General features: G+C 71.0%; 22 protein-coding genes, 1 tRNA gene and 1 other RNA gene. 12 read left to right on the plus strand and 12 right to left on the minus strand.

Annotated features, from left to right (window positions below; translation table 11 throughout):
• Nucleotides 1-12: 12 nt before the first annotated feature.
• Entirely contained in the window at nucleotides 13-567 is a 555-nt protein-coding gene (locus tag ELQ40_RS08840; RefSeq protein ID WP_127793355.1) for a PadR family transcriptional regulator, read from the minus strand.
• A 95-nt stretch (nucleotides 568-662) separates the two neighbouring features.
• Here ELQ40_RS08840 and ELQ40_RS08845 point away from each other — a divergent pair, with 95 nt between their 5' ends.
• Both ELQ40_RS08845 and ELQ40_RS08850 read left to right on the plus strand, forming a co-directional pair.
• Nucleotides 663-896, plus strand: a complete 234-nt coding sequence (locus ELQ40_RS08845; RefSeq protein ID WP_127793356.1) for a hypothetical protein — start codon at nucleotides 663-665, stop codon at nucleotides 894-896.
• 48 nt (nucleotides 897-944) lie between these two features.
• The gene (locus tag ELQ40_RS08850; protein WP_164863517.1) at nucleotides 945-2,141 is read left to right on the plus strand and encodes an enoyl-CoA hydratase/isomerase family protein; all 1,197 of its coding nucleotides are present in this window, start codon (nucleotides 945-947) and stop codon (nucleotides 2,139-2,141) included.
• Between the two features lie 15 nt (nucleotides 2,142-2,156).
• Here ELQ40_RS08850 and ELQ40_RS18775 read toward each other — a convergent pair whose 3' ends face one another.
• The gene (locus ELQ40_RS18775; RefSeq protein WP_164863519.1) at nucleotides 2,157-2,930 is read right to left on the minus strand and encodes a hypothetical protein; all 774 of its coding nucleotides are present in this window, start codon (nucleotides 2,928-2,930) and stop codon (nucleotides 2,157-2,159) included.
• A gap of 108 nt (nucleotides 2,931-3,038) precedes the next feature.
• On the opposite strand from ELQ40_RS18775, the gene ELQ40_RS08860 reads away from it, so the two are divergent.
• Nucleotides 3,039-4,850 (plus strand): bifunctional 3'-5' exonuclease/DNA polymerase, encoded by a 1,812-nt coding sequence (locus ELQ40_RS08860; RefSeq protein WP_240666016.1) that lies wholly within the window; start codon nucleotides 3,039-3,041, stop codon nucleotides 4,848-4,850.
• Here ELQ40_RS08860 and ELQ40_RS08865 read toward each other — a convergent pair.
• Nucleotides 4,832-5,479 carry a PadR family transcriptional regulator gene (locus ELQ40_RS08865; protein ID WP_127793359.1) on the minus strand — a complete coding sequence of 216 codons (648 nt, stop codon included), beginning with the start codon at nucleotides 5,477-5,479 and terminating at the stop codon, nucleotides 4,832-4,834. The two genes, ELQ40_RS08860 and ELQ40_RS08865, sit on opposite strands and share 19 nt — an antisense overlap.
• A gap of 252 nt (nucleotides 5,480-5,731) precedes the next feature.
• Here ELQ40_RS08865 and ELQ40_RS08870 point away from each other — a divergent pair, with 252 nt between their 5' ends.
• The gene (locus ELQ40_RS08870) at nucleotides 5,732-6,253 is read left to right on the plus strand and encodes a DUF3145 domain-containing protein (protein ID WP_127793360.1); all 522 of its coding nucleotides are present in this window, start codon (nucleotides 5,732-5,734) and stop codon (nucleotides 6,251-6,253) included.
• A 151-nt stretch (nucleotides 6,254-6,404) separates the two neighbouring features.
• Here the strand turns inward: ELQ40_RS08870 and ELQ40_RS08875 are convergent, their stop codons facing one another.
• The 6 genes from ELQ40_RS08875 to aceE all read right to left on the minus strand — a co-directional run bounded on the left by ELQ40_RS08875 (nucleotide 6,405) and on the right by aceE (nucleotide 14,070).
• Nucleotides 6,405-7,640: a beta-ketoacyl synthase gene (locus tag ELQ40_RS08875; protein WP_127793361.1), complete on the minus strand. Its 1,236-nt coding sequence runs from the start codon at nucleotides 7,638-7,640 to the stop codon at nucleotides 6,405-6,407.
• A gap of 84 nt (nucleotides 7,641-7,724) precedes the next feature.
• Nucleotides 7,725-7,973, minus strand: coding sequence for an acyl carrier protein (locus ELQ40_RS08880; protein WP_127793362.1), 249 nt, complete (start codon nucleotides 7,971-7,973; stop codon nucleotides 7,725-7,727).
• Nucleotides 7,974-8,039: 66 nt separating this feature from the next.
• Nucleotides 8,040-9,044 (minus strand): beta-ketoacyl-ACP synthase III, encoded by a 1,005-nt coding sequence (locus tag ELQ40_RS08885; RefSeq protein ID WP_127793363.1) that lies wholly within the window; start codon nucleotides 9,042-9,044, stop codon nucleotides 8,040-8,042.
• Between the two features lie 34 nt (nucleotides 9,045-9,078).
• Nucleotides 9,079-9,996: an ACP S-malonyltransferase gene (locus tag ELQ40_RS08890; protein ID WP_127793364.1), complete on the minus strand. Its 918-nt coding sequence runs from the start codon at nucleotides 9,994-9,996 to the stop codon at nucleotides 9,079-9,081.
• A gap of 114 nt (nucleotides 9,997-10,110) precedes the next feature.
• On the minus strand, nucleotides 10,111-11,292 hold the full coding sequence (locus tag ELQ40_RS08895) for a CdaR family transcriptional regulator (protein ID WP_240666017.1): 1,182 nt from the start codon (nucleotides 11,290-11,292) through the stop codon (nucleotides 10,111-10,113).
• A gap of 51 nt (nucleotides 11,293-11,343) precedes the next feature.
• Nucleotides 11,344-14,070 (minus strand): pyruvate dehydrogenase (acetyl-transferring), homodimeric type, encoded by a 2,727-nt coding sequence (gene aceE, locus ELQ40_RS08900; protein WP_127793366.1) that lies wholly within the window; start codon nucleotides 14,068-14,070, stop codon nucleotides 11,344-11,346.
• A 194-nt stretch (nucleotides 14,071-14,264) separates the two neighbouring features.
• Between aceE and ELQ40_RS08905 the strand changes: the two genes are divergently transcribed.
• Nucleotides 14,265-14,723 carry a peroxiredoxin gene (locus ELQ40_RS08905; RefSeq protein ID WP_127793367.1) on the plus strand — a complete coding sequence of 153 codons (459 nt, stop codon included), beginning with the start codon at nucleotides 14,265-14,267 and terminating at the stop codon, nucleotides 14,721-14,723.
• A 58-nt stretch (nucleotides 14,724-14,781) separates the two neighbouring features.
• Here the strand turns inward: ELQ40_RS08905 and ELQ40_RS08910 are convergent, their stop codons facing one another.
• Complete coding sequence (locus ELQ40_RS08910) at nucleotides 14,782-15,480, minus strand: hypothetical protein (protein ID WP_127793368.1); 699 nt, start codon at nucleotides 15,478-15,480, stop codon at nucleotides 14,782-14,784.
• Nucleotides 15,481-15,551: 71 nt separating this feature from the next.
• Here ELQ40_RS08910 and ELQ40_RS08915 point away from each other — a divergent pair.
• The 4 genes from ELQ40_RS08915 (at nucleotide 15,552) to rnpB (ending at nucleotide 17,714) form a co-directional block, all read left to right on the plus strand.
• A tRNA-Val gene (locus tag ELQ40_RS08915) sits at nucleotides 15,552-15,624 on the plus strand.
• Nucleotides 15,625-15,690: 66 nt separating this feature from the next.
• Nucleotides 15,691-16,509, plus strand: a complete 819-nt coding sequence (locus ELQ40_RS08920) for a Nif3-like dinuclear metal center hexameric protein (RefSeq protein WP_127793369.1) — start codon at nucleotides 15,691-15,693, stop codon at nucleotides 16,507-16,509.
• Nucleotides 16,510-16,558: 49 nt separating this feature from the next.
• Nucleotides 16,559-17,296, plus strand: a complete 738-nt coding sequence (locus ELQ40_RS08925; RefSeq protein WP_127793370.1) for a zinc ribbon domain-containing protein — start codon at nucleotides 16,559-16,561, stop codon at nucleotides 17,294-17,296.
• A gap of 44 nt (nucleotides 17,297-17,340) precedes the next feature.
• Nucleotides 17,341-17,714, plus strand: an RNA gene (gene rnpB, locus ELQ40_RS08930) — RNase P RNA component class A.
• A 63-nt stretch (nucleotides 17,715-17,777) separates the two neighbouring features.
• Here the strand turns inward: rnpB and ppgK are convergent.
• Nucleotides 17,778-18,530 (minus strand): polyphosphate--glucose phosphotransferase, encoded by a 753-nt coding sequence (gene ppgK, locus ELQ40_RS08935; protein WP_127793371.1) that lies wholly within the window; start codon nucleotides 18,528-18,530, stop codon nucleotides 17,778-17,780.
• 80 nt (nucleotides 18,531-18,610) lie between these two features.
• Here ppgK and ELQ40_RS08940 point away from each other — a divergent pair, with 80 nt between their 5' ends.
• Entirely contained in the window at nucleotides 18,611-18,796 is a 186-nt protein-coding gene (locus ELQ40_RS08940; RefSeq protein ID WP_127793372.1) for an SPOR domain-containing protein, read from the plus strand.
• Between the two features lie 30 nt (nucleotides 18,797-18,826).
• Here ELQ40_RS08940 and panB read toward each other — a convergent pair whose 3' ends face one another.
• On the minus strand, nucleotides 18,827-19,711 hold the full coding sequence (panB, locus tag ELQ40_RS08945; protein ID WP_127793373.1) for a 3-methyl-2-oxobutanoate hydroxymethyltransferase: 885 nt from the start codon (nucleotides 19,709-19,711) through the stop codon (nucleotides 18,827-18,829).
• A gap of 108 nt (nucleotides 19,712-19,819) precedes the next feature.
• On the opposite strand from panB, the gene ELQ40_RS08950 reads away from it, so the two are divergent.
• Nucleotides 19,820-21,157, plus strand: a complete 1,338-nt coding sequence (locus tag ELQ40_RS08950) for a glutamine synthetase family protein (protein WP_127793374.1) — start codon at nucleotides 19,820-19,822, stop codon at nucleotides 21,155-21,157.
• A gap of 13 nt (nucleotides 21,158-21,170) precedes the next feature.
• Nucleotides 21,171-24,185 carry a bifunctional [glutamine synthetase] adenylyltransferase/[glutamine synthetase]-adenylyl-L-tyrosine phosphorylase gene (locus ELQ40_RS08955; RefSeq protein WP_127793375.1) on the plus strand — a complete coding sequence of 1,005 codons (3,015 nt, stop codon included), beginning with the start codon at nucleotides 21,171-21,173 and terminating at the stop codon, nucleotides 24,183-24,185.
• Nucleotides 24,186-24,225 lie beyond the last annotated feature (40 nt).

Raw genomic sequence — 24,225 nt, forward strand, 5'->3', positions numbered from 1 at the left:
CGGCGGATCGCGTCAGTCCTGGGCGAGGATGGAGTAGAGCCTACGCCGAGCGTCGTCGAGCACCTCGACGGCCTGCGCGACCTGTTCGGGGGTGCCGCCGCGCGCGACCTGTCCGACGGCCTGCGCGAGCTTGACCCCGGCCCTCGGCAGTTCGGTGGTCCGGCCGGAATCCTTCGAGCCGGATGCCTCCCACGGCGCGGCCTTCGCCGAGGCGGCGTCGGCCTCGGCGCGACCGGTGTCCGTGAGCGTGTAGGTCTTGCGGCCACCGGACTCCTCGGCGGAGATGAGGCCCTCGTCGGCGAGCATCTGGAGGGTCGGGTACACGGAGCCGGGGCTGGGCTTCCACGCGCCGCCACTGCGTTCCTCGATCTCCTGGATGACCTGGTAGCCGTGCATGGGGCGCTCGGCGAGCAGTGCGAGCACCGCGGCGCGCACGTCGCCGCGGGCCATGCGCGGCGACATCCGCTGTTCGAACACGTCCTTGAACTGGTCGAGCGCGTCCCAGAGGGGCCAGCCGCCCGAGGCGCCCGGCTTGGGGCCGAATCCTGCAGAGAACGGACTGGACATGGCTGCCTCCTCGTCGATCGAGAGCGATACCGGAACGATACCCAGCGATATATCGTTCGGCAAGGGGCGACGACCAGCGCGGTTACGCTGGTCGGGTGGAACCCGGACTCGTCTTCGCCCTCGTCTGGGCGGTGCTCGCGCTCGTCGGAGGCACGCTCCTGATCGTCCGTCGAGGCTGGCTGGCCGCGACGATCCGAGCTGAGCGCGAGGCGCCCGGCATGCGCCCCGGCCTGCGCAGCCCGGGGCCGAAGGTGTTCCTCGCGATCGGCGCCGTCTTCATCGCGATGGGCCTGTTCATCGTCGGTTGGTGGGTCGTCGCGTCGTTCTGATCGCGGCCGTGTCGGCACGACCCCTCGCGGCCCGTTAGCGTGGAGGGCGTGAATGCCCTCAACGTCGCCGTCACCGGCTCGCTCGGCCGGCTGAGCCTGAACCGTCCGGAGTCGATCAACGCGATCGACCTGGAGATGATGCACGCGCTGTCGGAGGCCCTCGACGCGTTCGCCGAGGACGCCGACGTCACCGCGGTGCTGCTCGACGGCGTCGGCGACCACGGCTTCTGCGCGGGCGGCGACTTCCGCGAGATCCTGGCGCGAGCCGCCGAGGGCATGACGATCGGCACCGTGTTCTTCCGCGATGAATACCGGGTGATCGCAAAGCTCGCCGAGTTCCCGAAGCCGGTCGTCTCGATCATGCACGGCATGACGATGGGCGGCGGTCTCTCGCTCGGCGGCCACGTGTCGACGCGGGTGGTGACCGATCGCATCCGGCTCGGGCAGCCCGAGACGGGATATGGCTTCGTGCCGGACGGAGGCGCCACCTGGCGGCTCGCCCGCACGCCGGGCGAGATCGGCACCTACCTCGCCCTGAACTCGGTGGACCTGAGCGCCGCTGACGCCGTCGCGCTCGGCTTCGCGGACGTCGTGGTGCCCGCCGACCGCGTCGGCGAACTCGTCGAGGCGCTCGGCGCCGAGGGCATGGCGGAGCCCGATGCCGTCGTGCGCGGCTTCGCCGCCGAACCGGGGGAGTCCGCCCTGCTCGCCTCCCAGGACTGGATCGACGCCTGCTACTCGGCCGAGACCGTGCCGGCGATCCTGGAGCGCCTGTGGGCGTTCTCGAACGGCGAGGTCGTCGAGGGGCTGCGCGCGGCCGACTCGACCGACCCGGAGGCGGCGAGCAATGCGGCCACGGCCGCCGACACCCTCCTGCGGCTCTCGCCGACCGCGCTCGTCGCGACGCTGCGTTCGGTACGCGCGGCGCGCGACGGCGAGACGCTGCGCCAAGCCCTCGAGCGCGAACTGCGGCTCGCCCGCTGGTTCACGACGCAGCCCGACCTGTTCACGGGCGTGCAGGCGCTCGTCGCGCAGAACACCGAGACGCTGCATCAATCGACCGTGCCCGACTGGAGGCCGTCGGATCTCGCACACGTGGACGTCGACGACATCGTCGCGGCCATGGAGACCCCGCTGCGCCACAGCGTGTTCCCGCGCGGGCTGGGCATCCCCGAAGCGGCAGAGGTCGAGCATGATGACGCGTCGGCGACGGCGGGCACCGGCCGCCGGGTCGCGGAGTCGTGAACGCCTGACGCGGCCTCAGCCGGACTCGGCCGCGGCGTCGACCGGCGCGCGTGCGATACGGTCGACGGCTGCATCGCCGCGGATCTGCCGCATCAGTTCCACGATCCGGTCGGCGACGCCCGCGGTGATCGACCGGCACTCGACGCTGTACCGCCCGAGCGGTTCCAGCCCGCCACCGCGCACTCGGATCACCTCCCACCCGACCTCGCGCAGCGCGTCGTCCTTATCGACGTCGGATGCCTCCTTGAGGCCCAGGTGCGCCCGCCGCGAGCGACCCGGATCGTCGTACTCGATCGCGATGCGCAGTTGCGGAACGAGGATGTCCGGCCACACCTCGTTCCGCCCGTGGAAGGTCCGCGCGATCCGCACCGCGTTCACCCGGTGATGCAGGGTGAGCCGCTCGCCGAGGAGTGCGCGCAGGCGCTGCTCGGTCATGGAGGTGCGCGTGCGCAGCCCCGGATTCATGACCGCGACGCCGGCCTCGCGCAGACTCGCCGGCGCCGTCGCGCTGGCCCGGCACTTCGCGCAACCGGTGCCCGTGAGCGCCTGCAGGACCGTCGCCCGGTACTGGTCGTGGCCTCGCCGGCACCGCCAGTCGTACTCGGCTCCGATCCGCGTCTCGTTCGCGAGCGCGCTGCGCTGGCGCGGGAGGACGCGACCGAGGAGCTCCTCGCGCGACCGATGCGTCTCGTGCACGAGCATGCACACGGGGCATCCGCGGCGGATCCGCACCGCTCCGGGCGCGCGGGGGTCGGCGCCGTGTCCGCACGCGAAGGCCACGGCGGTCATCGGGCGGCTCGGTTCGGCATGCGTGCATCGTGCCACGCGCCCCCGACATGCTCGCGGGGTGAGCCGATGGATGCGTGGGTGTCGGCGGCGCCCGGGAGAATGGACGGCGTGCGGATCGTCCTCGGAGCGGCCGGCGGCGCCCGGGTGAAGGCGGTCGCCGTCGCCGACGACCTCGCCCAGCCGGGTCCGGACGCGGCGGTACCCGAATCGCTCGGCATCGTCGACCGTGCGGAACTGCCCGCGTTCGTCCGCGAGCACGAGTCGTCGCGCCCGCGTTGGGTCTGGGCGGACACCCGCGACTGGTATCCGGAGCTCCTCGCGGCGGGCGTTCGGGTCGAACGCGGGCACGATCTCCGCCTGGTCGCAGCCGTGCTCGAGCACTCCGACTTCGCGGACGATGCGCGTGCGGTTGCCGGGCCCCGGCCCGACTGGCTCGGCAGAGGGCCGGCAGAGGACGCGGCCGCGCGCGAGGCGGCGGCTTCGCGCAATCCCGTGCCCGAACCGAACCGCCTCGCGCTGTTCGACCTCGTCGACCATCCGCTCGCTGCGATCGCCGTCGACGGCGGCGCGCCGGCCGCGGCATCCGGGGTCGACGCCGCGATCGACGAGCTCGCGCGCCAGGATGCGGTGATCGCCGGGTCGAAGGCGCCGTCGGCGCTGCGACTGCTCGCCGCGGCCGAGTCCGCAGGTGCACTGATCGGCGTCGAGCTCCGCGCGGCAGGGCTCCCGTGGAGCGTCGCCCGGCATCGAAGGGTGCTCGAGGAGCAACTCGGTCCGCAGCCCGTCGCGCCGGGCGTGAAGCCCGCGCGCATGGCCGCCGTCGCGGCGGAGGTCCGCGCCGCCCTCGATGCGCCGTCGCTCAACGTCGACTCCCAGGTCGACCTGCTGCGCGCGCTGCGCAACGCCGGCCTCCCGGTGGAGTCGACCGGCAAGTGGGAGATCATGGAGCTGCGGCATCCGGTCGTCGAGCCGCTGCTCGCCTACAAGCGGATGTCCCGGCTGCTCAGTGCGAACGGCTGGGCCTGGATCGACGAGTGGATCGCCGACGGCAGGCTCCGCGCCGAATACGTGCCGGGCGGCACCGCCACCGGGCGCTGGGCGACCGACGGCGGCGGGGCGCTCCAGTTGCCGAAGCAGGTCAGGGCCGCCGTGGTCGCCGACCCCGGCTGGCGACTGGTCATCGCCGACGCGGCGCAGCTCGAACCCCGTGTGCTCGCCGGTCTCGCCCGCGACGAGGCACTCGCCGATGCCGGGCGCGGACGAGACCTCTACGCCGGTCTCGTCGCCGGGCGACTCGTCGACGACCGCGCACAGGCCAAGGTCGCCATCCTCGGCGCCATCTACGGGGCGACGACGGGTGACAGCGGCCGGCTCGTCCCGCGCCTTCGCCGCGCGTATCCGCGTGCGATGGCGCTCGTCGACCGTGCGGCCGCCGACGGTGAACGCGGACGCCGGGTGACCACGCTGCTGGGGCGCTCGTCACCGCTTCCCCCGGCGACCTGGTGGGAGGTCCAGTCGGCGGCGGCGCAGCCCGAGGCCACCCACGTCGATGAACGGCGGGCCCGGTCGTCGGCGCGCGACTGGGGCCGGTTCACGCGGAACTTCGTGGTCCAGGGAAGCGCTGCCGAGTGGGCGCTCTGCTGGATGGCGTCGCTCCGCACGCGGCTCGCCGCGATCGGCGACGAGTCGCCGGCGCGTCTGACGTCGAGCGCATCGGGGCCGGTGTTCGGCGGTTCTCCGCACCTGGCGTACTTCCTGCACGACGAACTGATCGTGCACACGCCCGAGGAGCATGCCGACCGCGTCGCCGACGCCGTCCGCGAGACGGCCGCCGAGGCCGGCCGCCTGCTATTCGGCGACTTCGCGGTCGAGTTCCCGCTCGGGCTGCGGATCGTCGACAGCTACGCCGACGACGCGTGATCGGATGCCGCGCCGTCGGGCGCACCGGCCCCGTCGGCGTCCGACTCGCTCGGCGCCGAGCGCCCGGGTCGACGGCCTCGTCTCGGCCGCTCGCTCGAGGGCTCGAACGCCGGCGGGGGATCCGCCTCGACGCGGTCGAGCCAGGCGAGCGCGGAGGCCGCCCGTTCGACCTGGGCGAGCGCCGCGGCACGCTCGACCGCAGCGCCGAGCGCGCCTGCCGGGTCCAGGACCGATGCTCCTCGAGCGGATGCCTCCGCCTCCCGATCACGCCACCGCTCCCGCTCGGCGGCGATCACGGGGCGGACGTCGACGTCCGGGAGCGTCGCGGCCATGAGGACTCGATCGACGGTCTCGTCCCAGGCATCGGCGCCCGAGGCATCGGCGCCGTCGAGCCACTCGCGCGCCGCCCGCCGGCCTTCGGCGGTGAGGCGGTGCAACGGCAGTCCGTGGTCGGTCGTTCCAGCGGGCTCGATGAGCTTTCGAGCGGTCAACCGGTCGATCGTGGCGTACGTCTGCCCGACGTTGACCTCGCGGCGCGCTCCGCTACGCAGGGCGAGTTCCCCGTGGACCTGGAACCCGTAGGCCGGACCGGCCAGGAGCAGGGCGAGGATCGCGTCGCGAACGGCCAAGGGGCGTGCTCCTCACGTCACGGCAACGGAACTCGGGGGAGGGAACTGCGGATGGAACGCTTCACCGAGTATACGGTTTCGTGGACCGCAACCGTCGGCATCCGTTGCGTTGAACCGACGTGGTGGCCTTGTCCGAGCGGGCGATCCGGTGCATAATCGGCCACAGACGGCTCGCCGTCGACAACCGAACACGCGCCGTCCGGGCGTTCCGAGGTCGTAGGGGAAGACGCACCTCACGGAACGGAGATCGAGATGGCGGAAGAGCTCACGCGGGCAGTGCGCGCCGCGCGCGGCGTCCTGTTCGTGCACTCATCGCCGAAGGCGATGTGTCCGCACGTCGAATGGGCCGCGGGCGGCGCACTCGGCGCGCCCGTGAACTTCGACTGGACCGAGCAGCCCGTGCTGCCCGGAACGTTCCGGGCCGAGTTCACCTGGGAGGGCCGGGTCGGCGACGGCGCCCGGATCGCCTCGGCACTGCGCGGCTGGTCGCAGCTGCGGTTCGAGGTGAGCGAGGACCCGACGCCGGAGTCCGATGGCGCGAGGTGGATGCACACGCCCGACCTCGGCGTGTTCTTCGCGCAGACCGACACCGCGGGCAACGTCGTGATCCCCGAGGATCGGGTGCGCTATGCGATGGAGATCGCGGGCAACGATGCGCTCGAGTTGCACCGAGAACTGCGCCTCGCGCTCGGCCAGGCATGGGACGACGAACTCGAACCGTTCCGGCACGCGAGCGACTTCGCTCCGGTCGTCTGGCTGCACCGGGTCGGTTGACCCGGGCACGCGGGCCGCATGGCGCGCCGCGAGGGTCGGATGGCGAATCCCGGCCGGCGCACACGCGAAATGCGGCCCGCGACACAGGAGAGGCCCCCGGCAGGGAACTGCCGGGGGCCTCTGGCATCGCGGAGGGCGCGCGCTCCGATGCTCAGACGCTCCGGATCGCGACGACCGCGTTGTGGCCGCCGAACCCGAACGAGTTCGAGATGGCGAGCTGCGGACCGTCGCCGAGGGGCTGCCCCTCACCCGAGACGCGCAGCGGGATCGCGGGATCCTGCGTCGACAGGTTGATGGTCGGTGGAGCGATGCGGTTCCGGATCGCCAGCACCGTGAACACGGCCTCCAATGCACCGGTTCCACCGAGCAGGTGCCCGGTCGACGCCTTGGTGGCCGAGACCGGGATCTCGTGGACCCGATCGCCGAACACGTTGAGCAGAGCCGCGTACTCGGCGATGTCGCCGACCGGCGTGCTCGTCGCATGCGCGTTGATGTGGGTGACCTGGTCGGGCGTCGCTCCGGCCTGGGTCAGGGCATCGAGCACCGCCCGGGTGGCGCCTCGCCCCTCGGGGTCGTTCGCCGTGATGTGGTACGAATCGGCGCTCACCCCGCCACCGGCGAGCTCGGCGTAGATCCGGGCACCGCGCGCCAACGCGTGCTCCTCGGTCTCGAGCACCAGGCTCGCGGCGCCCTCGCCCATCACGAAGCCGTCGCGGTCGATGCTGTACGGGCGCGAAGCCGTCGACGGGTCGTCGTTGCGGCGCGACAGTGCCTGCATCGACGAGAACGAGGCGAGCGTGATCGGGTGCACGGCGGACTCCGATCCGCCCGCGATCACGACGTCGGCGAGGCCGAGCTGGAGGTGTTCGTACGCGTTCGCGAGCGACTCGGTGCTCGACGCGCAGGCGGAGGCGACGGTGCGCGCGAACGCGCGGGCCTCGAAGTGCATCGAGATGGCTGCCGCAGCCGCGTTGGGCATGAGCATCGGCACGGTCATCGGCAGGACGCGGCGCGGGCCGCGTTCGCGCAGCGTGTCCCAGGCGTCGAGCAGCGTCCAGATGCCGCCGATGCCCGTGGCGTAGTCGACGCCGAGTCGCTCCGGAGCGACCTCGGGTGCTCCCGCATCGGCCCAGGCCTCCATCGCGGAGATCAGGGCGAACTGGCTGGACGGGTCGAGGCGCTTCGCGACAGGGCGCTCGAGCACTTCCTCGGGGCGGACCTTCGCCTCGGCGGCGAACCGCACGGGCAGGTCGTACTCGCCGATCCAGTCGTGCTCGAGCAGGCGCGCGCCGGATTCACCGGCGAGCAGGGCGTTCCAGCTCTCGGACGCGGTGCCGCCGATGGGCGAGGTCGCGCCGATGCCGGTGATGACGATCTTCTTGGTCATGAAGAGAACAACTCCGTAGGAGGAACAGGGGGCGCTCGAATGGCGGGCCGCCCGCGTCAGCGGTGGCCCGCCACTCGGAGCTGACTAGGCCTGGGCCTTGACGATGAAGTCGACGGCGTCGCCGACGAGCTTGAGGTTCTTGACCTCTTCGTCGGGGATCTTCACGTCGAACTTCTCTTCGGCGTTGACGACGATCGTCATCATCGAGATGGAGTCGATGTCGAGGTCATCGGTGAACGACTTGTCCAGCTCGACCGTGTCGGTCGCGATGCCGGTCTCGTCGTTGATGAGCTCGGCCAGGCCGGCGAGGACTTCTTCGTTGGACAGTGCCATGTTGTTTCTCCTTGAGGGTGTCTCTTGATGACCGTTGGCCAGTCTAGAGGGGACGGGGGAGGTGGTTCAGGGGAGGACCACCACTTGGGCGCCGAACACGAGGCCGGCGCCGAAGCCGATCTGCAGGGCGAGGCCGCCCGACAGTTCCGGATGCTCCTCGAGCAGCCGGTGGGTCGCGAGGGGGATCGACGCGGCCGACGTGTTGCCGGTCGTGGCGATGTCACGGGCGATGACCACGCTCTCGGGCAGCTTCAACTGCTTCGCGAACTCGTCGATGATGCGCATGTTCGCCTGGTGGGGGATGAACGCGGCGAGGTCTGCGGCGGTCACGCCGGCGGCGTCCAGCGCCTCCTTCGCGACCTTCGCCATGTCCCACACCGCCCAGCGGAAGACGGTCTGGCCCTCCTGGCGCAGCGTCGGCCACTCGGCGGTGCCGTCGCGGAACTCGACGAGGGTGCTGTTCATGCCCACGGCACCGGCCTTCGACCCGTCGGAGCCCCACACGGTGCGGGCGATGCCGGGGGTGTCGCTCGGGCCGATCACGATCGCACCGGCACCGTCGCCGAGGAGGAACGAGATCGACCGGTCCGTCGGGTCGACGACGTCGGAGAGCTTCTCGGCGCCGATCACGAGCGCGTAGCGGGCGACCCCGGTGCGGATGAGCGCGTCGGCCTGCGTGACCGCGTAGGCGTATCCGGCGCACGCCGCGTTCATGTCGTATGCGGCGGCGGGGTTCGCTCCGACGCGGTCGGCGACGACCGCGGCCATCGACGGCGTCTGCTGCACGTTCGAGATCGTCGCGATGATCACGAGGTCGATGAGTTCCGGGGCGATGCCGGACCGTGAGATCGCTTCGCGCGCCGCGTCGGTCGCGAGATCGACCGCGAGCACATCGCTGCCCGCCCGCGCACGGGTCACGATGCCGGTGCGCTGTTGGATCCACTCGTCCGACGAATCGATCGGCTCGATGAGGTCGGCGTTGGGGACCGCGTTCGCGCCGCGAGCGGCGCCGATCGCGTAGATGCGCGTGTACGCCGGGCCGTGCGACTGCTGGAGGGTGGGGATCGACATCATGCGCTTTCTGTGGAACGGGACGAGTGGGGACTCAGGCTGCGTCGATGAGCTCGAACGCCGCGGGCAGGTCGTCGGGCGTCTTGACGGCGACCGTCGGCACGCCCTTGAGGCCGCGCTTGGCGAGGCCGACGAGTGCTCCGGCCGGCGCGAGCTCGATGATGCCGGTGACGCCGGCGTCGGCGAACGACGTCATGCAGCGATCCCAGCGGACGGGGGAGGAGACCTGGCCGACGAGCAGGTCGAGGAACGCGGCACCGGAGTCGACCCTGCTGCCGTCGCGGTTCGTCCACAGCGGCAGCGTCGGATCGGCGGGCGCGAGGTCCGCGGCGACCGCGGCGAGCCGTTCGACGGCCGGTGCCATGTAGCGGGTGTGGAATGCGCCCGCGACCTGCAGGGGGATCACGCGTGCGCGGGCGGGCGGCTCGGCGGCGAGCGCCTCGAGTGCGTCGACGGCGCCGGCGACGACGATCTGCCCGCCGCCGTTGAAGTTCGCCGGTTCCAAGCCGAGCTCTGCGAGGCGCGTGAGGAGCTCGGTCTCGTCGGCGCCGATGACCGCGCTCATGCCGGTCTGCTCGAGCGCGGCGGCGTCCGCCATCGCCCGGCCGCGGGCGGCGACGAACCGCATCGCGTCCTCGTCGCCCAGGACGCCGCTTCCGGCGGCCGCGGTGATCTCGCCGACCGAGTGACCCGCGATCCCGCCGATGCCCCCGGAGCGGCCGTCGGCGAGCAGTGCGCCGAGCGAGAGGATGCCGGCGGCGACGATGAGCGGCTGTGCCACCGCGGTGTCGCGGATGGTGTCTGCATCGCTGTGCGTGCCGTGCAGCGCGAGGTCGACCTCTGCGGCCGCGGAAAGCGCCGAGAGGCGCTCGGCGAAGGCGGGCTCGGCAAGCCAGGGGGAGAGGAAACCGGGGGTCTGAGAGCCCTGACCAGGGCAGACGACGACGATCACGCGTTCAAGTCTGCCAATGCGCGGCGAAGCGCGGGTGTATACGGCTCACAAGCTCTCGGCGGGATCATTGTGCGTGGGGTACACACGAGTGCACGTTCGACGGCGTCTCCCCGCTCAGGAGCGAGGCCGCCGTCGCGGCGACGCGGCTTCGTGGTCGCTCATCGAGCCGACGATGAGCGCGCACTGGAGGATCAGCGCCTCGCGGGCCCCGGTCGCGTCCCAGCCGATCACGTCGGAGACGCGCTTGAGGCGGTACCGCACGGTGTTCGGGTGGACGAACAGCTCGCGGGCCGTCGCCTCGAGCGACCGCCCGTTGTCGAGGTAGCTCCAGAGCGTCGTGAGCAGTTCGGTCGAGTGCGCCTGCAGCGGTCGGTAGATCCGGTGCACCAGTGTCGCCTTGGCGAGCGGGTCACCGGCGAGGGCACGCTCGGGGAGCAGGTCATCGGCGTGCACGGGCCGGGGTGCGTTGCGCCAGGACTTCGCCACCGCGAACCCGGCGAGGGCGGCGCGGGCGCTCTTCGAGGCATCCACCAGGTTCGGCACCTCGTGCCCGAGCACCAGGTGACCCGTCCCGAAATGCGGCTCGAGCTGCTGCGCGATCTCGAGGAACGTGAGCGGTGCGGCCGTGCCGACCGTCTCCTCGCCGTCGGGCGCCTGGTCTCGGGGCTCGGCGCGGCCGATGACGACGACGAGCCGGTTGCCCTGCACGCCGACGAGGACGTCCGCCTGCATGTGCCGAGCCGCTCGTCGGAGCTGGTCGACGTCGAAGAGCTTGGGCGCGGTGCCGACGAGCACCGCGACCTCGCCGTGGCCGTGCCAGCCGAGGGCCGCGATCCTGCTCGGCAGTTCCTCGTCGTACTCGCCGGAGAGGATCGAATCGACGACGAGCGCCTCGAGTCGGGCGTCCCAGAGCCCGCGGGCCTCCGCTGCGCGCGCGTAGACGTCGGCCGCGGCGAACGCGATCTCCCGCGAGTACAGCAGGATCGCCTCCCGCAGCGGTTCGCCGCCGTCGCGGACGCGGTCCTCGACCACCTCGACCGTGACGCGGATGAGCTGGAGCGTCTGCTGCAGGCTGACCGAGCGCAGCAGCTCCCTGGGGGCCGCCCCGAACACGTCGGCGGCGATCCACGGCGTCGACTTGGGGTCGTCGAACCAGGAGATGAAGGACGTGATGCCCGCCTGTGCGACGAGACCCACGGCCGAACGGCGGCTCGGCGGCATGTCGCCGTACCACGGGAGCGTGTCCTCCAGGCGCTTCAGCGTCTGGGTCGACAACTCACCCGCGATCGTGCGCAACCACGCGAGTGTTTCCGCCTTCGTCCGGGGCCTCGTCGCCACGTCAGTCCGTCAGCTCTCGCCGCCGACCGATCCGGAGGTCCCGGCGTTGACGTCGTGCAGACGGTACTTCTCGATCGCCTGGGCCGGGAGCGACCGGTCGATCTCGCCGCGCTCGGCGAGGAGCTCGAGCGTGCGGACGACCACCGACGGACCGTCGATCTTGAAGAACCGGCGGGCGGCGGCGCGGGTGTCGGAGAATCCGAACCCGTCGGCACCGAGCGTCGCGAACTGCCCGGGCACGTAGGCGCGGATCTGCTCGGGCACGGCTCGCATCCAGTCGCTCACGGCCACGAACGGCCCGCGCGCACCCGAGAGCTTCTGCGTCAGGTAGGGGACCCGCCGCTCCTCGTCTGGCTCGAGGAAGTTGTGCTCATCGGCCTCGAGCCCGTCGCGGTTGAGCTCGGACCAGCTCGTGACCGACCACACGTCGGCCGAGATGCCCCAGTCGTTCGCGAGGAGCTCCTGCGCCTCGAGCGCCCACGGCACGCCGACGCCCGACGCGAGGAGCTGGGCCTTCGGCCCCTCCGCCGTGCCCTCGGAGATGCGGTGGAGGCCGCGCACGATGCCCTCGACGTCGACGCCCTCGGGCTCGGCCGGCTGCACGTGCGGCTCGTTGTACACGGTCAGGTAGTACATGACGTTCGGGTCGGGGTGCGAGCCGCCGTACATGCGCTCGATTCCCGCGCGCATGATGTGGCCGATCTCGTACCCGTAGGCCGGGTCGTACGACACGACGGCGGGATTCGTCGCCGCGAGCAGCTGCGAGTGTCCGTCGGCGTGCTGGAGGCCCTCGCCCGTCAGTGTCGTGCGTCCGGCGGTGGCTCCGATGATGAAGCCTCGCGCCATCTGGTCGCCGGCCGCCCACATCGCGTCACCGGTGCGCTGGAAGCCGAACATGGAGTAGAACACGTAGATCGGGATGAGGGGCTCGCCCTCGGTCGCGTACGACGTGCCGATCGCGGTGAACGCCGCGAACGCGCCCGCCTCGTTGATGCCGACGTGCACGAGCTGGCCCTGCGGGCTCTCCTTGTAGGCGAGGAGCAGTTCGCGGTCGACCGACGTGTAGTGCTGGCCGTTCGGGTTGTAGATCTTCGCGTTCGGGAAGAACGCGTCCATGCCGAACGTGCGCGCCTCGTCGGGGATGATCGGCACGATTCGGTTGCCGAAGTCCTTCGACCGCATGAGGTCCTTGAGCAGGCGGACGAACGCCATCGTGGTGGCGACCTCCTGCGTGCCGGAGCCCTTCTTCGCGATCGCGTACGCCGAGTCGTCGGGCAGGGTGATCGCCGTGTGGTTCGTCCGGCGCTCGGGCAGGTATCCGCCGAGGTCGCGGCGGCGATCGTGCAGGTAGCGGATCGCCTCGTCCTGGTCGCCGGGGTGGTAGTACGGCGGAAGGTAGGGGTTCTCCTCGAGCTGCGCGTCCGTGATCGGGATGCGCATCGCGTCGCGGAACGTCTTGAGGTTGTCGAGCGTCATCTTCTTCATCTGGTGGGTCGCGTTGCGGCCCTCGAAGGACGGCCCGAGGCCGTAGCCCTTGATCGTCTTCGCCAGGATGACCGTCGGCTGGCCCTTGTGCTCGACGGCCGCCTTGAACGCGGCGTACACCTTGCGGTAGTCGTGACCGCCACGCTTGAGGTTCCAGATCTCGTCGTCGCTGAGGTCCTTGACGAGCTCGAGCGCGCGCGGGTCGCGTCCGAAGAAGTTCTCGCGCACGTAGGCGCCCGACTCGGCCTTGTAGGTCTGGTAGTCGCCGTCGGGGGTGACGTTCATGAGGTTGCGCAGGGCGCCGTCGTGGTCGTGGGCGAGCAGGTCGTCCCACTCGCGACCCCAGACGACCTTGATGACGTTCCAGCCGGCACCGCGGAAGTAGCTCTCGAGCTCCTGGATGATCTTGCCGTTGCCGCGCACCGGGCCGTCGAGGCGCTGGAGGTTGCAGTTGACGACGAACGTCAGGTTGTCGAGACCCTCGTTGGCGGCGACCTGGAGCTGGCCGCGGCTCTCGACCTCGTCCATCTCGCCGTCACCGAGGAATGCCCAGACCTGCTGGTCCGAGGCGTCCCGGATGCCGCGGTTGGTGAGGTACTTGTTGAGCTGCGCCTGGTAGATCGCGTTGATCGGACCGAGACCCATCGAGACCGTCGGGAACTGCCAGAACTCCGGCATCAGCCGCGGGTGCGGGTAGGAGGGGATGCCGAACGGCGCCTGCGACTTCTCCTGGCGGAACCCGTCGAGCTGGTCGGTGCTCAGCCGGCCCTCGAGGAACGCGCGGGCGTACATGCCGGGGGAGGCGTGGCCCTGGAAGAACACCTGGTCGCCGCCGCCGGGGTGATCGGGGCCGCGGAAGAAGTGGTTGAAGCCGACCTCGTACAGCGCGGCGCTCGACGCGTAGGTCGAGATGTGCCCGCCGACGCCGATGCCGGGACGCTGCGCGCGGTGCACGAGCATGGCCGCATTCCACCGGATCCAGGCGCGGTAGCGACGCTCGACGTCCTCGTCACCGGGGAACTCGGGCTCGTTCTCGGGCGCGATGGTGTTCAGGTAGTCGGTGGTCGGCACCATCGGCACGCCGAGGTGCAGTTCCTTGGAGCGCTTGAGCAGGCTGAGCATGATCTCGCGCCCGCGCTGGTGGCCCTTCGCCGAGACCAGCGCGTCGAGGGACTCGGCCCACTCGTTCGTCTCCTCGGGGTCGGAGTCCAGAGCCTCGACGGAGTAGGGGTCCTGGTCGTTGACAGTCACAGTCGACCTTCCTCTTTCTGCAGGTCATGCCTGCGGAATTCAGCGTGCGCACGACGAAGCCGGCCGGATTACGGCCGGACACACCACGTCATCCTAGTGAGTCTATGCCTGCACCGGATGCCACGTGCCCGCGGTGACCGGTCGCTAGGCTTGCCGGGCCGATCCGCCAGCCGACCCCCGAACGGAGCCGACCCATGACCCTCGCAACAGGCGCCGAAGCCCCGGACTTCGCCCTTCCGAACCAGCACGGCCAGACGGTCCGGCTGTCCGAGTTCCGCGGTGAGAAGCCGGTCGTGCTCGTGTTCTTCCCGTTCGCGTTCTCCGGGACCTGCCAGGGCGAGCTCTGCGAACTGCGCGACAACATCGCCGCCTTCCAGGACGCGGGCGTCGAGTTGCTCGGCATCTCGGTCGACTCGAAGTTCGCGCTCCGCGCGTGGGCCGAGCGCGAGGGCTTCGAGTTCTCGCTCCTTGCCGACTTCTGGCCGCACGGCGAGGTCGCACGCGCCTACGGCGCGTTCCTCGACGGCCCCGGCATGGCCACCCGTGCCACCTTCGTGATCGACGTCGACGGCGTCGTGCGCGCCGCATTCGCGACCGCCCCCGGCGAGGCGCGGTCCCTCGCGGCATACCGGGAGGCACTCGCGGCGCTCTGAGCACCCGCCGCGTTCGACGACGCGCACGACCGCATCGGGCACCCGTTCCGCGACCGCTTCAACCGAGGATGCCGACCGACCGCGCGATCACGAGGGCGAGGATGACGAACCCGCCGAACGCCTGCAACCCCATCAGCAGCTTGGTGCGTTGGCGCAGCGGCATCGCGTCGCTCGCGCTGAACGCCATGGAGTTCGACAGGGACGTGTAGAAGTAGTCGACGAAACGCGGCGTCCAGTCCACGCGCTCCGACGATCCCTTCGCCACCTCCTCGACGGTGTCGGCATCCTCGTCCTGCGAGAAGCGGAAGTCCGCGGGCGGCAGTTCGGTCCTCGCCCAGTTCGTCCGCACGACGGCGCCGCCGCGATCGAGGTCCCAGTAGAGCAGCGCGAACCCGATCACGTTGGCGACCCACACCTGGAGCGCGGCGAGCAGCAGGCCGGGCGCGTCGTGGTGCCCGCCCACGAGCTTCGTCACCAGGATCACGAGGGCGACCTGGTTGGTCAGGACGAGCAGCAGGGTCAGCGCGATCGAGAGGACCCGGCTCCACGCGGGCTGGCGGACGAACCGGTGCGGGTTGACGATCAGCAGGGGCACCAGCGCGGCGAGGCCGACCGCGACCACCGCGAAGCGCTGGCCGCCGAACAGTTCGTTCGGCAGGAACGCGTAGAGCGCGAGCGCCGCGACGAGCGCGACCACCGCGGGCCAGCGGTGCTCCGGCACCGCCGTGCGACTCGGGTGCCGCGTCACGACCTGCATGGCGGCGAGTCTAGGCACGCTCGGTTAGCATGGCCTTGCGCCGCGCGGCATTCGTCACGACCGCGGCGCGGGGGCCTTTAGCTCAGTTGGTAGAGCGCCACGCTTACACCGTGGATGTCGTCGGTTCGAGCCCGGCAGGGCCCACCGTCTACGCGGCGATCCGGCAGGCTCGCAGGTTCCGGTCTCCTCGGCGGCCGGTAGGCTTGCCGGGTGCCCGTGCCCCTCGCCGAACTCCTCGCGACGATCGATCGCCTGTGGCCGTTGTCTGGCGCCGAGGGCTGGGACGCCCCGGGGCTGGTCACCGGAGATCCAGCTGCCCCGGTCGAACGCGTGCACTTCGCCGTCGACGCCGTCGGCGCCACGGTCGACGAGGCGATCGAGCAGGGCGCCGACCTCCTGATCGCACACCACCCGCTCCTGCTGCGGGGTGTGACCTCCGTCGCCGAGGATCGCTACAAGGGCGCGATCATCGCCAGGCTCATCCGCGCCGATTGCGCGCTGGTGGCCGCCCACACGAACGCGGACGTCGTCGAGGACGGCACCTCCGCCGTGCTCGCGGAGGCGATCGGGCTGACGGATGCCTCCCCGATCGTGCCGTCCGCGACGCACGGTCACGGTCTCGGCCGGGTCGGCCGGCTCGCCGAGTCGACGACACTCGGTCGACTGGCCCGCACCCTGGCCGACCTGCTGCCTCCGACCGCCACGGGTGTCCGCGTGGCCGGCGGCTACGACGATCCGATTCAGACCGTCGCCGTGTGCGGGGGAGCGGGCGACTCGCTGCTCGCCGACCCCGCGGTGCGAGGCGCCGATGTCTACATCACGGCGGACCTGCGCCACCACCCCGCCTCCGAGGCGCGCGAGCAGGCCGCCGTCGCCGGTGGACCTGCGCTCATCGACGTGTCGCACTGGGCGAGCGAGTGGCTCTGGCTCGATCGCGCCGCGTCGCAGTTGCGGGCCGCTCATCCCGACCTCGAGGTCGTCGTGAGCGACCTCCGCACCGACCCCTGGGACTTCCAGGTGGTGCAGTGATCACCGCCGGCCCCACCATCGCAGACCCGACCCCCACGAGGAGCACCACGTGAAGGCATCCGCCGCCGATCAGCAGGAACTCCTGCGACTCCAGGCCATCGACACCCGCCTCGCGCAGCTCGCGCACCGACTCGGCGCGCTGCCGCAGGCGGCGCCGCTCGCCGAGCTGGCGACGAAGGAGGATTCGATCCGCCGGACCCGCGCCGAGGCGGTGGGCGTCCTGGAGGACGCGAAGGCCGAGCTCGGGCGTCTCGAGTCGGACGTGTCGATGGTCGAGGCGCGCATCGCGCGGGACGGCGAGCGGCTGACGCACACCTCCTCGCTGAAGGACGTCAGCGCGCTCGAGGCCGAGCTCGTCTCGTTGAAGCGCCGACTGTCCGACCTCGAGGACGCCGAACTGGTCGTCATGGAGAAGGTCGACCAGGCGCAGGGCGCCGTCGACGCCATCGACGACGAGCGCGCCGCGATCGGGGTGCAGCAGTCGAAGCTCGAGGCGGAACGCGACGAGGCGGCTGCCGGGCTCACGACCGAGCGCGACCAGGCCGCACGCGACCGCGAGGTGGTGGCCGGTACCGTGCCCGAGGCGCTCCTCGCGTTCTACGAGCAGCGCCGCGCGCGCGGCGGCGGCGTCGGTGCGGCGCTCCTGCGCCAGCGCACCTGCGGCGGGTGCACGATCACCCTGACCGGATCCGACCTCGAGTCGGTGCGCCGGTCGGCGCCCGACGAGGTGGTGCAGTGCCCCGAGTGCGATCGCATCCTGGTGCGCACCGACGAGTCCGGTCTCTGACCCGCGGCACTCCGCCGAGGCCTCCGGTAGGCTTGACGGGCGAGCGGGTCGGCAAGACGGCCGCGTCGTCCGAGCGATCGGGCGCCGAGGAACGTCCGGGCTCCGCAGGGCAGGACGGTGGGTAACACCCACCCGGGGCAACCCGCGAGACAGTGCCACAGAAAGCAGACCGCCGCAGGCTCGCCTGCGGTAAGGGTGAAACGGTGGGGTAAGAGCCCACCAGCGGCCGCGGTGACGCGGTCGGCTCGGTAAACCTCGTCCGGAGCAAGGCCAGACAGAACACGATGGGGCTGCCCGTCCCGTGTTCGGGTGGGCCGCTGGAGGGCTGCGGTGACGCAGCCCCGAGAGAGATGGTCGTCCAGCCGGTGTCGCGCAAGCGCCCGGTCAACAGAACCCGGCGTATCAGCCGGCCCGCTCGCCCCGACCATCGCGCGACCGACCCGGCGTCGAGTCAGCCGGCCATAGATCGGGGCGCGTCCGCTCAGTGCCGCGTCAGCGACGCGGCGCCGAGGATGCCGGCGTTGTTGCGATGCACCGCGGGCACGATCGGGGTCTGCAGGTCGAGCAGCGGCAGGAACTGCTCGTGGTGCTTCGACACGCCGCCGCCGACGACGAACAGGTCGGGGGAGAAGAGCGCCTCGACGACGCCGTAGTAGCGCTGCAGGCGCTTCGCCCAGTCCTCCCAGGAGAGGTCCTCCCGCTCCATCGCGGAGTAGGCGGCGCGGGACTCCGCGTCGAACCCGTCGATCTCGAGGTGCCCGAGCTCGGTGTTCGGCACCAGCACGCCGTCGTTCAGAAAGGCACTCCCGATCCCCGTTCCGAGGGTCGTCAGGATGACGAGGCCCTCGACGTCGGCCGCAGCGCCGTACCGCTGCTCGGCGATGCCGGCGGCATCCGCGTCGTTGATGAATCGGATGTCGCGCCCGAGTTCGTCCTCGAACAGCTGCTCGGCGGGAAGCCCGATCCACTCCGATGAGATGTTCGCGGCGGAGAGCGTGAGACCACGCTTGACGATCGCGGGGAAGCAGACACCGACCGGGAGGGCTGGCCCGTCGGCGCCGTCGAGTCGGCTGAGGAGCTCGACGGTTGCAGCCAGGATGTCGGCGGGAGCGCCTCCGTCCGGCGTCTTGACCTTGTGACGATCGGAGACGAGCTCACCGGTGTCGAGATCGACCACGGCCCCCTTGATCCCCGTCCCGCCGATGTCGATGCCGATCGCCTTCGAACCCGTCATGGGATCAACCTATCGCGGAGTATCCGGACACCCGGTCTGCCGTTCGGCTTCGGCGGCATGGTGCGGCCTAGGATCGGGGCATGTCAGAGGATGCCGAGCACCGCTACTGGTACAACCTCCGCACGGGGGAGGTCGAGCACGGGTTCCAATCGCCGTCGGTCGACCGGGTCGGGCCGTTCGAGACGAGGGCGGAGGCCGAGAAGGCGCTCGAGATCCTCAGGGCGAACAGCGCGAAGTGGGCCGAGGAGGACGCCGCCGAGGACTGACCGGCGTCCGGCGTCGCCCGGTCGGCGCGCTCACTCGTACGAGTGCTCGGGTCCGGGATACACGCCGTCCGCGACGTCCGCCGCCCAGGCCTTCGCGGCATCGGAGAGGATGCCGGACAGGTTCGCGTACTGCTTCACGAAGCGCGGGATCCGGCCCGTGGTCAGTCCGGCCCAGTCGGTCCAGACGAGCAGCTGCCCGTCCGTGTGCGGACCTGCTCCGACGCTGATCGTCGGAATCGCGAGCCGCTCCGTCACCTGCCGGGCGGCCTCCGCCGGGACCATCTCGAGGACGACCGCGAACGCACCCGCCTCCTCGACGGCCGCGGCGTCGGCGAGCAGCTGGTCGAGTCCTTCGCCACGGCCCTGGATGAGGTGACCGCCGAGACCGTGCTCGCTCTGCGGGGTGTAGCCGATGTGCGCCATCACGGGGATGCCCGCCTGCACGACCCGGTGGATCTGCTTGCGGCTGCGCTGACCGCCCTCGAGCTTGACCGCGTGCGCACCGGTCTCCTTCATGAACCGCACCGCGGTGTGCAGCGCCTCCTCCGGTCCGTTCTCGTAGGAACCGAACGGCATGTCCGCCACCACGAATGCCCGCTTGACGGCGCCCGCGACGGCGCGCGTGAGCGGGATGAGGTCGTCGACGGTGACGGGTAGCGTCGTGTCGTAGCCGAGGACGTTGTTGCCGGCCGAGTCGCCGACGAGCAGGAAGTCGATCCCGGCCTCGTCGAAGATCTGCGCGGTCAACTGGTCGTAGCTCGTCAGGCCGGTGATCCTGATCCCGTCGCGCTTCGCATTCAGGAAGTGCCGGGTGCGGACCCGCTTCGGTCCGCCCGCGGTGCCCGCGCCGCCGTAGGGATTCTGCTCGGTGGACCGCTCGGGGTCGGGGGTGGACGGAACCGGCTGCGTCGACATGCCGCCCAGTCTTCCACAGGCCGCGTCGCGGCCCGTCTGCGGCAGGTGCCGTCGGGTCTTGCGCCGGCCGCGGAACCACTACGCTGAAACGTGCGAGGAAGGGTGTGGATGGATAAGCAGCGCGACTTCGTTCTCCGAACCATCGAAGAACGCGGGGTCAAGTTCGTCAGGCTCTGGTTCACCGACGTCGTCGGCACGCTGAAGTCGGTGGCCATCGCCCCGGCCGAGGTCGAAGGCGCGTTCAACGAGGGCATCGGCTTCGACGGCTCCGCGATCGAGGGGCTCAGCCGCACCTACGAATCCGACCTGCTCGCGTTCCCGGACCCGTCGACCTTCCAGACGCTGCCGTGGCGCGGCGACATCGATCCGACCGGGCGCATGTTCTGCGACATCACCACGCCTGACGGCGAGCCGGCCGTCGCCGACCCGCGCAACGTGCTCAAGCGCACGCTCGCGCGCGCGGCCGATCGCGGATTCACTTTCTACACGCACCCCGAGATCGAGTTCTACCTGCTCAAGTCGTCGAAGTACGGCGAAGAGGGACCGGTGCCGGTGGATTCCGCCGGGTACTTCGACAACGTGCCGGGTGGCACCGCGCACGACTTCCGTCGCCGCTCGGTGCGGATGCTCGAGGACCTCGGCATCTCCGTCGAGTTCAGCCACCACGAGGCAGGGCCGGGTCAGAACGAGATCGACCTGCGGTACGCCGATGCGCTGACGACCGCGGACAACATCATGACCTTCCGAACGGTGATCAAGGAGGTGGCCATCGAGCAGGGCGTCTACGCGACCTTCATGCCCAAGCCGTTCTCCGAGCACCCCGGCAGCGGCATGCACACGCATCTCTCGCTGTTCGAGGGCGACGCGAACGCGTTCTTCGAGGCCGGCGCCCAGTACCAGCTCTCCAAGATCGGCCGCCAGTTCATCGCCGGCCTCCTGCGCCACGCCCCCGAGATCTCCGCAGTCACGAACCAGTTCGTGAACTCGTACAAGCGGCTCTGGGGCGGTGGGGAGGCGCCGAGCTTCATCTGCTGGGGCCACAACAACCGCTCCGCGCTCGTCCGGGTTCCGCTCTACAAGCCGAACAAGGGCCAGAGCGCCCGCGTGGAGTACCGCGCGATCGACTCTGCGGCCAACCCGTACCTCACCTTCTCGCTGCTGCTCGCCGCCGGCCTCAAGGGCATCGAAGAGGGGTACGAACTGCCGCCCGAGGCGGAGGACAACGTGTGGACGCTCAGCGACAGCGAGCGGCGGGCCCTCGGCTACCACCCGCTGCCCGCGAGCCTCGACCACGCGATCGAGCTGATGGAGGAGTCCGAGCTCGTCGCCGACACGCTCGGCGAAGAGGTGTTCAGCTTCGTGCTCGCCAACAAGCGCGCCGAGTGGCGGGACTACCGCACCCAGGTCACGCCGTTCGAGCTCAAGCGCAACCTCGAGATCCTCTGAGGCGAACGTCCGCATGACGCGCTCGACGAGCCACCTCGGCGCGCTCGCGCGCGCCGGGTTCGACGACCTGGATCATGCCGGCACCGAGATCTCAGGTCTCGCCGACGCGAGCGGCGTGGCCGCCGAGTCCCTGATCGGCGTCTTCGGGAACGCGGCGGATCCCGATGCCGCGCTGGCCGCGACGCTCCGACTCCGCGAGCGCGCCGCCGATGCGGTGGACGACCTCCTGCGTTCGGATGCCTCGGCCGATCGGCTCGCCCGGGTGCTCGGGGCGTCCCGTGGGCTCGGCGACTTCTTCGAGCGGCATCCGACCGAGCTCGACGTGCTTTCCGCGGAGCCCCGGAATCCGCCGACGCAGGCGGAGGCGAAGGCTGCGCTCGGGGACGCCGTCCCCGTCGGAACGACCGAGGCGACGATCGACCTCGAACTCGCGGCACGCTCGCTCCGGGTCCGCTACCGACGCCTGCTGGCAGAACTCGCGGCGTGGGACCTCATGCGCGACGACGCCGTGGGCGCGGTCGACGTGGTCGCGGCCGGCCTCGCCGATCTCGCCGGTGCGACCCTCGACGCCGCCACCGAACTCGCACGTCGAGCGATCGCGCGCGGTGAGGGCGAACCGGCCGCGCCGGGACGGTTCCCGGCGGCGGAGGTCGACGCGACGAGGTTCGCGATCATCGGCATGGGCAAGGCGGGCGCTCGGGAACTCAACTACGTGAGCGACGTCGACGTCATCTACGTCGCCGAGAGCGCCGACGAAGCGGTCGTCTCCACAGGCCGGGCGATCGAGATCGCGACCCGGCTGGCGGTCACCGTGCAGCGCATCATCGGCGAGCCGGGGATCGAGCCGCCGCTCTGGGAGGTCGATCCGAACCTCCGACCCGAGGGGAAGGACGGCGCGCTCGTACGCACGCTCGAGTCGCACGTGCAGTACTACGACCGCTGGGCGAAGAACTGGGAGTTCCAGGCGCTGCTCAAGGCGCGGCCGCTCGCCGGCGACCGCGACCTCGGCGACCGGTACGCGGCGGCGCTCGGGCCGAAGGTGTGGACGAGTTCCGCGCGCGAGGGGTTCGTCGAGTCCGTCCAGCAGATGCGCGCACGCGTCACCGCGCACATCCCGGCGGCCGAGGTCGACCGGCAGCTCAAGCTGGGTCCGGGGGGCCTGCGGGACATCGAGTTCACCGTCCAGTTGCTGCAGCTCGTGCACGGGGCATCCGACGACACGATCCGGCAGGCCGGCACTCTCCCGGCACTCGCCGCACTCGCCGCCGGAGGCTATGTCGGTCGCGAGGAGTCCGCGGAATTCAGCCGCGACTACCGGATCCTGCGCGTGCTGGAGCACCGCATCCAACTCGCGCGCCTGCGCCGCACGCACCTGATGCCGGTCGAGGATGCCGAGCGCCGAGCGCTGGCGCGCGCATCCGGTCTCGCACGCGACGCCAAGTCGCTCGCGGTCGCCTGGCAGGAGGTTCGGCAGCGGGTTCGCGGCCTGCACGAGCGGCTGTTCTACCGCCCGCTGCTCTCCGCAGTCGCCGCCCTCCCGGCCGGCGGGCTCGGGCTCACCAGCGCGCAGGCCGAGGCGAGGCTCTCGGCCATCGGATTCCTCGATCCTTCGGGCGCACTCGCGCACATCGCGGCCCTGACCGCCGGCGTGTCGCGTCGTGCGACGATCCAACGCCACCTCATGCCCGTGCTCATCTCGTGGTTCGCCGAGGGAGCCGACCCCGACTACGGTCTGCTCGCCTTCCGACGTCTCAGCGACGCGCTCGGAACCACGCACTGGTACCTCGGACTGCTCCGCGACTCCTCGGACGCGGCGATGCGCCTGACGCGGGTGCTGTCCGGCTCCCGATTCGCCGGCGAACTCCTCGAGCGCATCCCGGAGGCGGTGGCCTGGCTCGAGGACACCGCCGAGCTCCGACCTCGTTCGTTGCAGTCGCTGCGCGACGAGACGAGGGCCGTGCTCGCCCGCCATTCCGATGTCGACACCGCGGCGAAGGTGCTGCGGGCGATGCGGCGCCGGGAGGTGCTGCGCCTGGCTCTGGCCGGCATCGTCGACACCTGCACCATCGAGGAGCTCGGCCACGGTCTGAGCGATGTCGTCGAGAACCACATCGCGGGCACGGTCGCGGCCATCCGCGGTGGAGCGCCGGACGGCATCGAGTTCGCCGTGATCGGCATGGGAAGATTCGGCGGGCGGGAGCTCGGCATCGGATCCGACGCCGACATCATCTACGTGTACCGTCCGGCGGGAGCTGAACCGGACGCCGCGCATTCGCGTGCGTTGCGGATCGTGTCCGAACTGCATCGGCTCACCGAGGACGCGAGGTTGCCCTTCGATCTCGACGCCGATCTGCGTCCCGAGGGCCGCAACGGCGTCATCGCACGGTCGCTCGACGCGTATCGGGCGTACTACGCCCGATGGTCGCTCACGTGGGAGGCGCAGGCCCTGCTCCGGGCGCGCGGCGTCGCGGGGGACCCAGAGCTCCTCGCCGACTTCACGGAACTCGCCGACGCGATCCGGTACCCGGAGGAGATCGCCGAACGCGAGGTTCGCGAGGTGAAGCGCATCAAGGCGCGAGTGGAGAACGAACGGCTTCCGCAGGGAGCCGATCCCGCGCGTCACCTGAAGCTCGGGCGCGGGTCCCTCTCGGACGTGGAGTGGTTCGTCCAGCTCGTCCAACTCGAGCACGCCGCGGCCGTGCCCGATCTTCGCACGACCTCCACGCTCGACGCGTTGTCGACGGCGGTCGAACACGGGCTCATCGGCGAATCCGACGGTGAGATCCTCCGCGCAGCGTGGATCCTCGCATCGCGGGCCCGATCGGCCCTCACCCTCTGGCTCGACAAGACGACCGATGTGCTCCCGGTGGACCGGAAGCAACTCGAGGGCGTGTCACGACTGATGGGATACCCGCCGGGATCGGCCAACAGCCTCGAGCACGACTACCTGGGCGCCGCTCGGCGGGCGCGGGCGGTGTTCGAACGGGGATTCTACGGCGTCGAACCGCGCCGCGAGCCCTCGACCTGACCTCTGCCCGGTGCGGTCCGTCGACCCGGTCGCCTCGACC

Source organism: Agromyces sp. LHK192 (assembly GCF_004006235.1).
Taxonomy (GTDB): Bacteria; Actinomycetota; Actinomycetes; order Actinomycetales; family Microbacteriaceae; genus Agromyces.

Bases quoted from the DNA above. Each gene is read 5' to 3' on its own strand.
- ELQ40_RS18775 (WP_164863519.1), bottom strand. From the start codon at position 2,930: ATGACCGCCGTGGCCTTCGCGTGCGGACACGGCGCCGACCCCCGCGCG.
- ppgK (WP_127793371.1), bottom strand. From the start codon at position 18,530: ATGACGGGTTCGAAGGCGATCGGCATCGACATCGGCGGGACGGGGATC.
- ELQ40_RS08880 (WP_127793362.1), bottom strand. From the start codon at position 7,973: ATGGCACTGTCCAACGAAGAAGTCCTCGCCGGCCTGGCCGAGCTCATC.
- ELQ40_RS08940 (WP_127793372.1), top strand. From the start codon at position 18,611: ATGTCAGAGGATGCCGAGCACCGCTACTGGTACAACCTCCGCACGGGG.
- ELQ40_RS08875 (WP_127793361.1), bottom strand. From the start codon at position 7,640: ATGACCAAGAAGATCGTCATCACCGGCATCGGCGCGACCTCGCCCATC.
- panB (WP_127793373.1), bottom strand. From the start codon at position 19,711: ATGTCGACGCAGCCGGTTCCGTCCACCCCCGACCCCGAGCGGTCCACC.
- ELQ40_RS08955 (WP_127793375.1), top strand. From the start codon at position 21,171: ATGACGCGCTCGACGAGCCACCTCGGCGCGCTCGCGCGCGCCGGGTTC.
- ELQ40_RS08910 (WP_127793368.1), bottom strand. From the start codon at position 15,480: ATGCAGGTCGTGACGCGGCACCCGAGTCGCACGGCGGTGCCGGAGCAC.
- ELQ40_RS08950 (WP_127793374.1), top strand. From the start codon at position 19,820: ATGGATAAGCAGCGCGACTTCGTTCTCCGAACCATCGAAGAACGCGGG.
- ELQ40_RS08885 (WP_127793363.1), bottom strand. From the start codon at position 9,044: ATGTCGATCCCCACCCTCCAGCAGTCGCACGGCCCGGCGTACACGCGC.
- ELQ40_RS08870 (WP_127793360.1), top strand. From the start codon at position 5,732: ATGGCGGAAGAGCTCACGCGGGCAGTGCGCGCCGCGCGCGGCGTCCTG.
- ELQ40_RS08840 (WP_127793355.1), bottom strand. From the start codon at position 567: ATGTCCAGTCCGTTCTCTGCAGGATTCGGCCCCAAGCCGGGCGCCTCG.
- ELQ40_RS08905 (WP_127793367.1), top strand. From the start codon at position 14,265: ATGACCCTCGCAACAGGCGCCGAAGCCCCGGACTTCGCCCTTCCGAAC.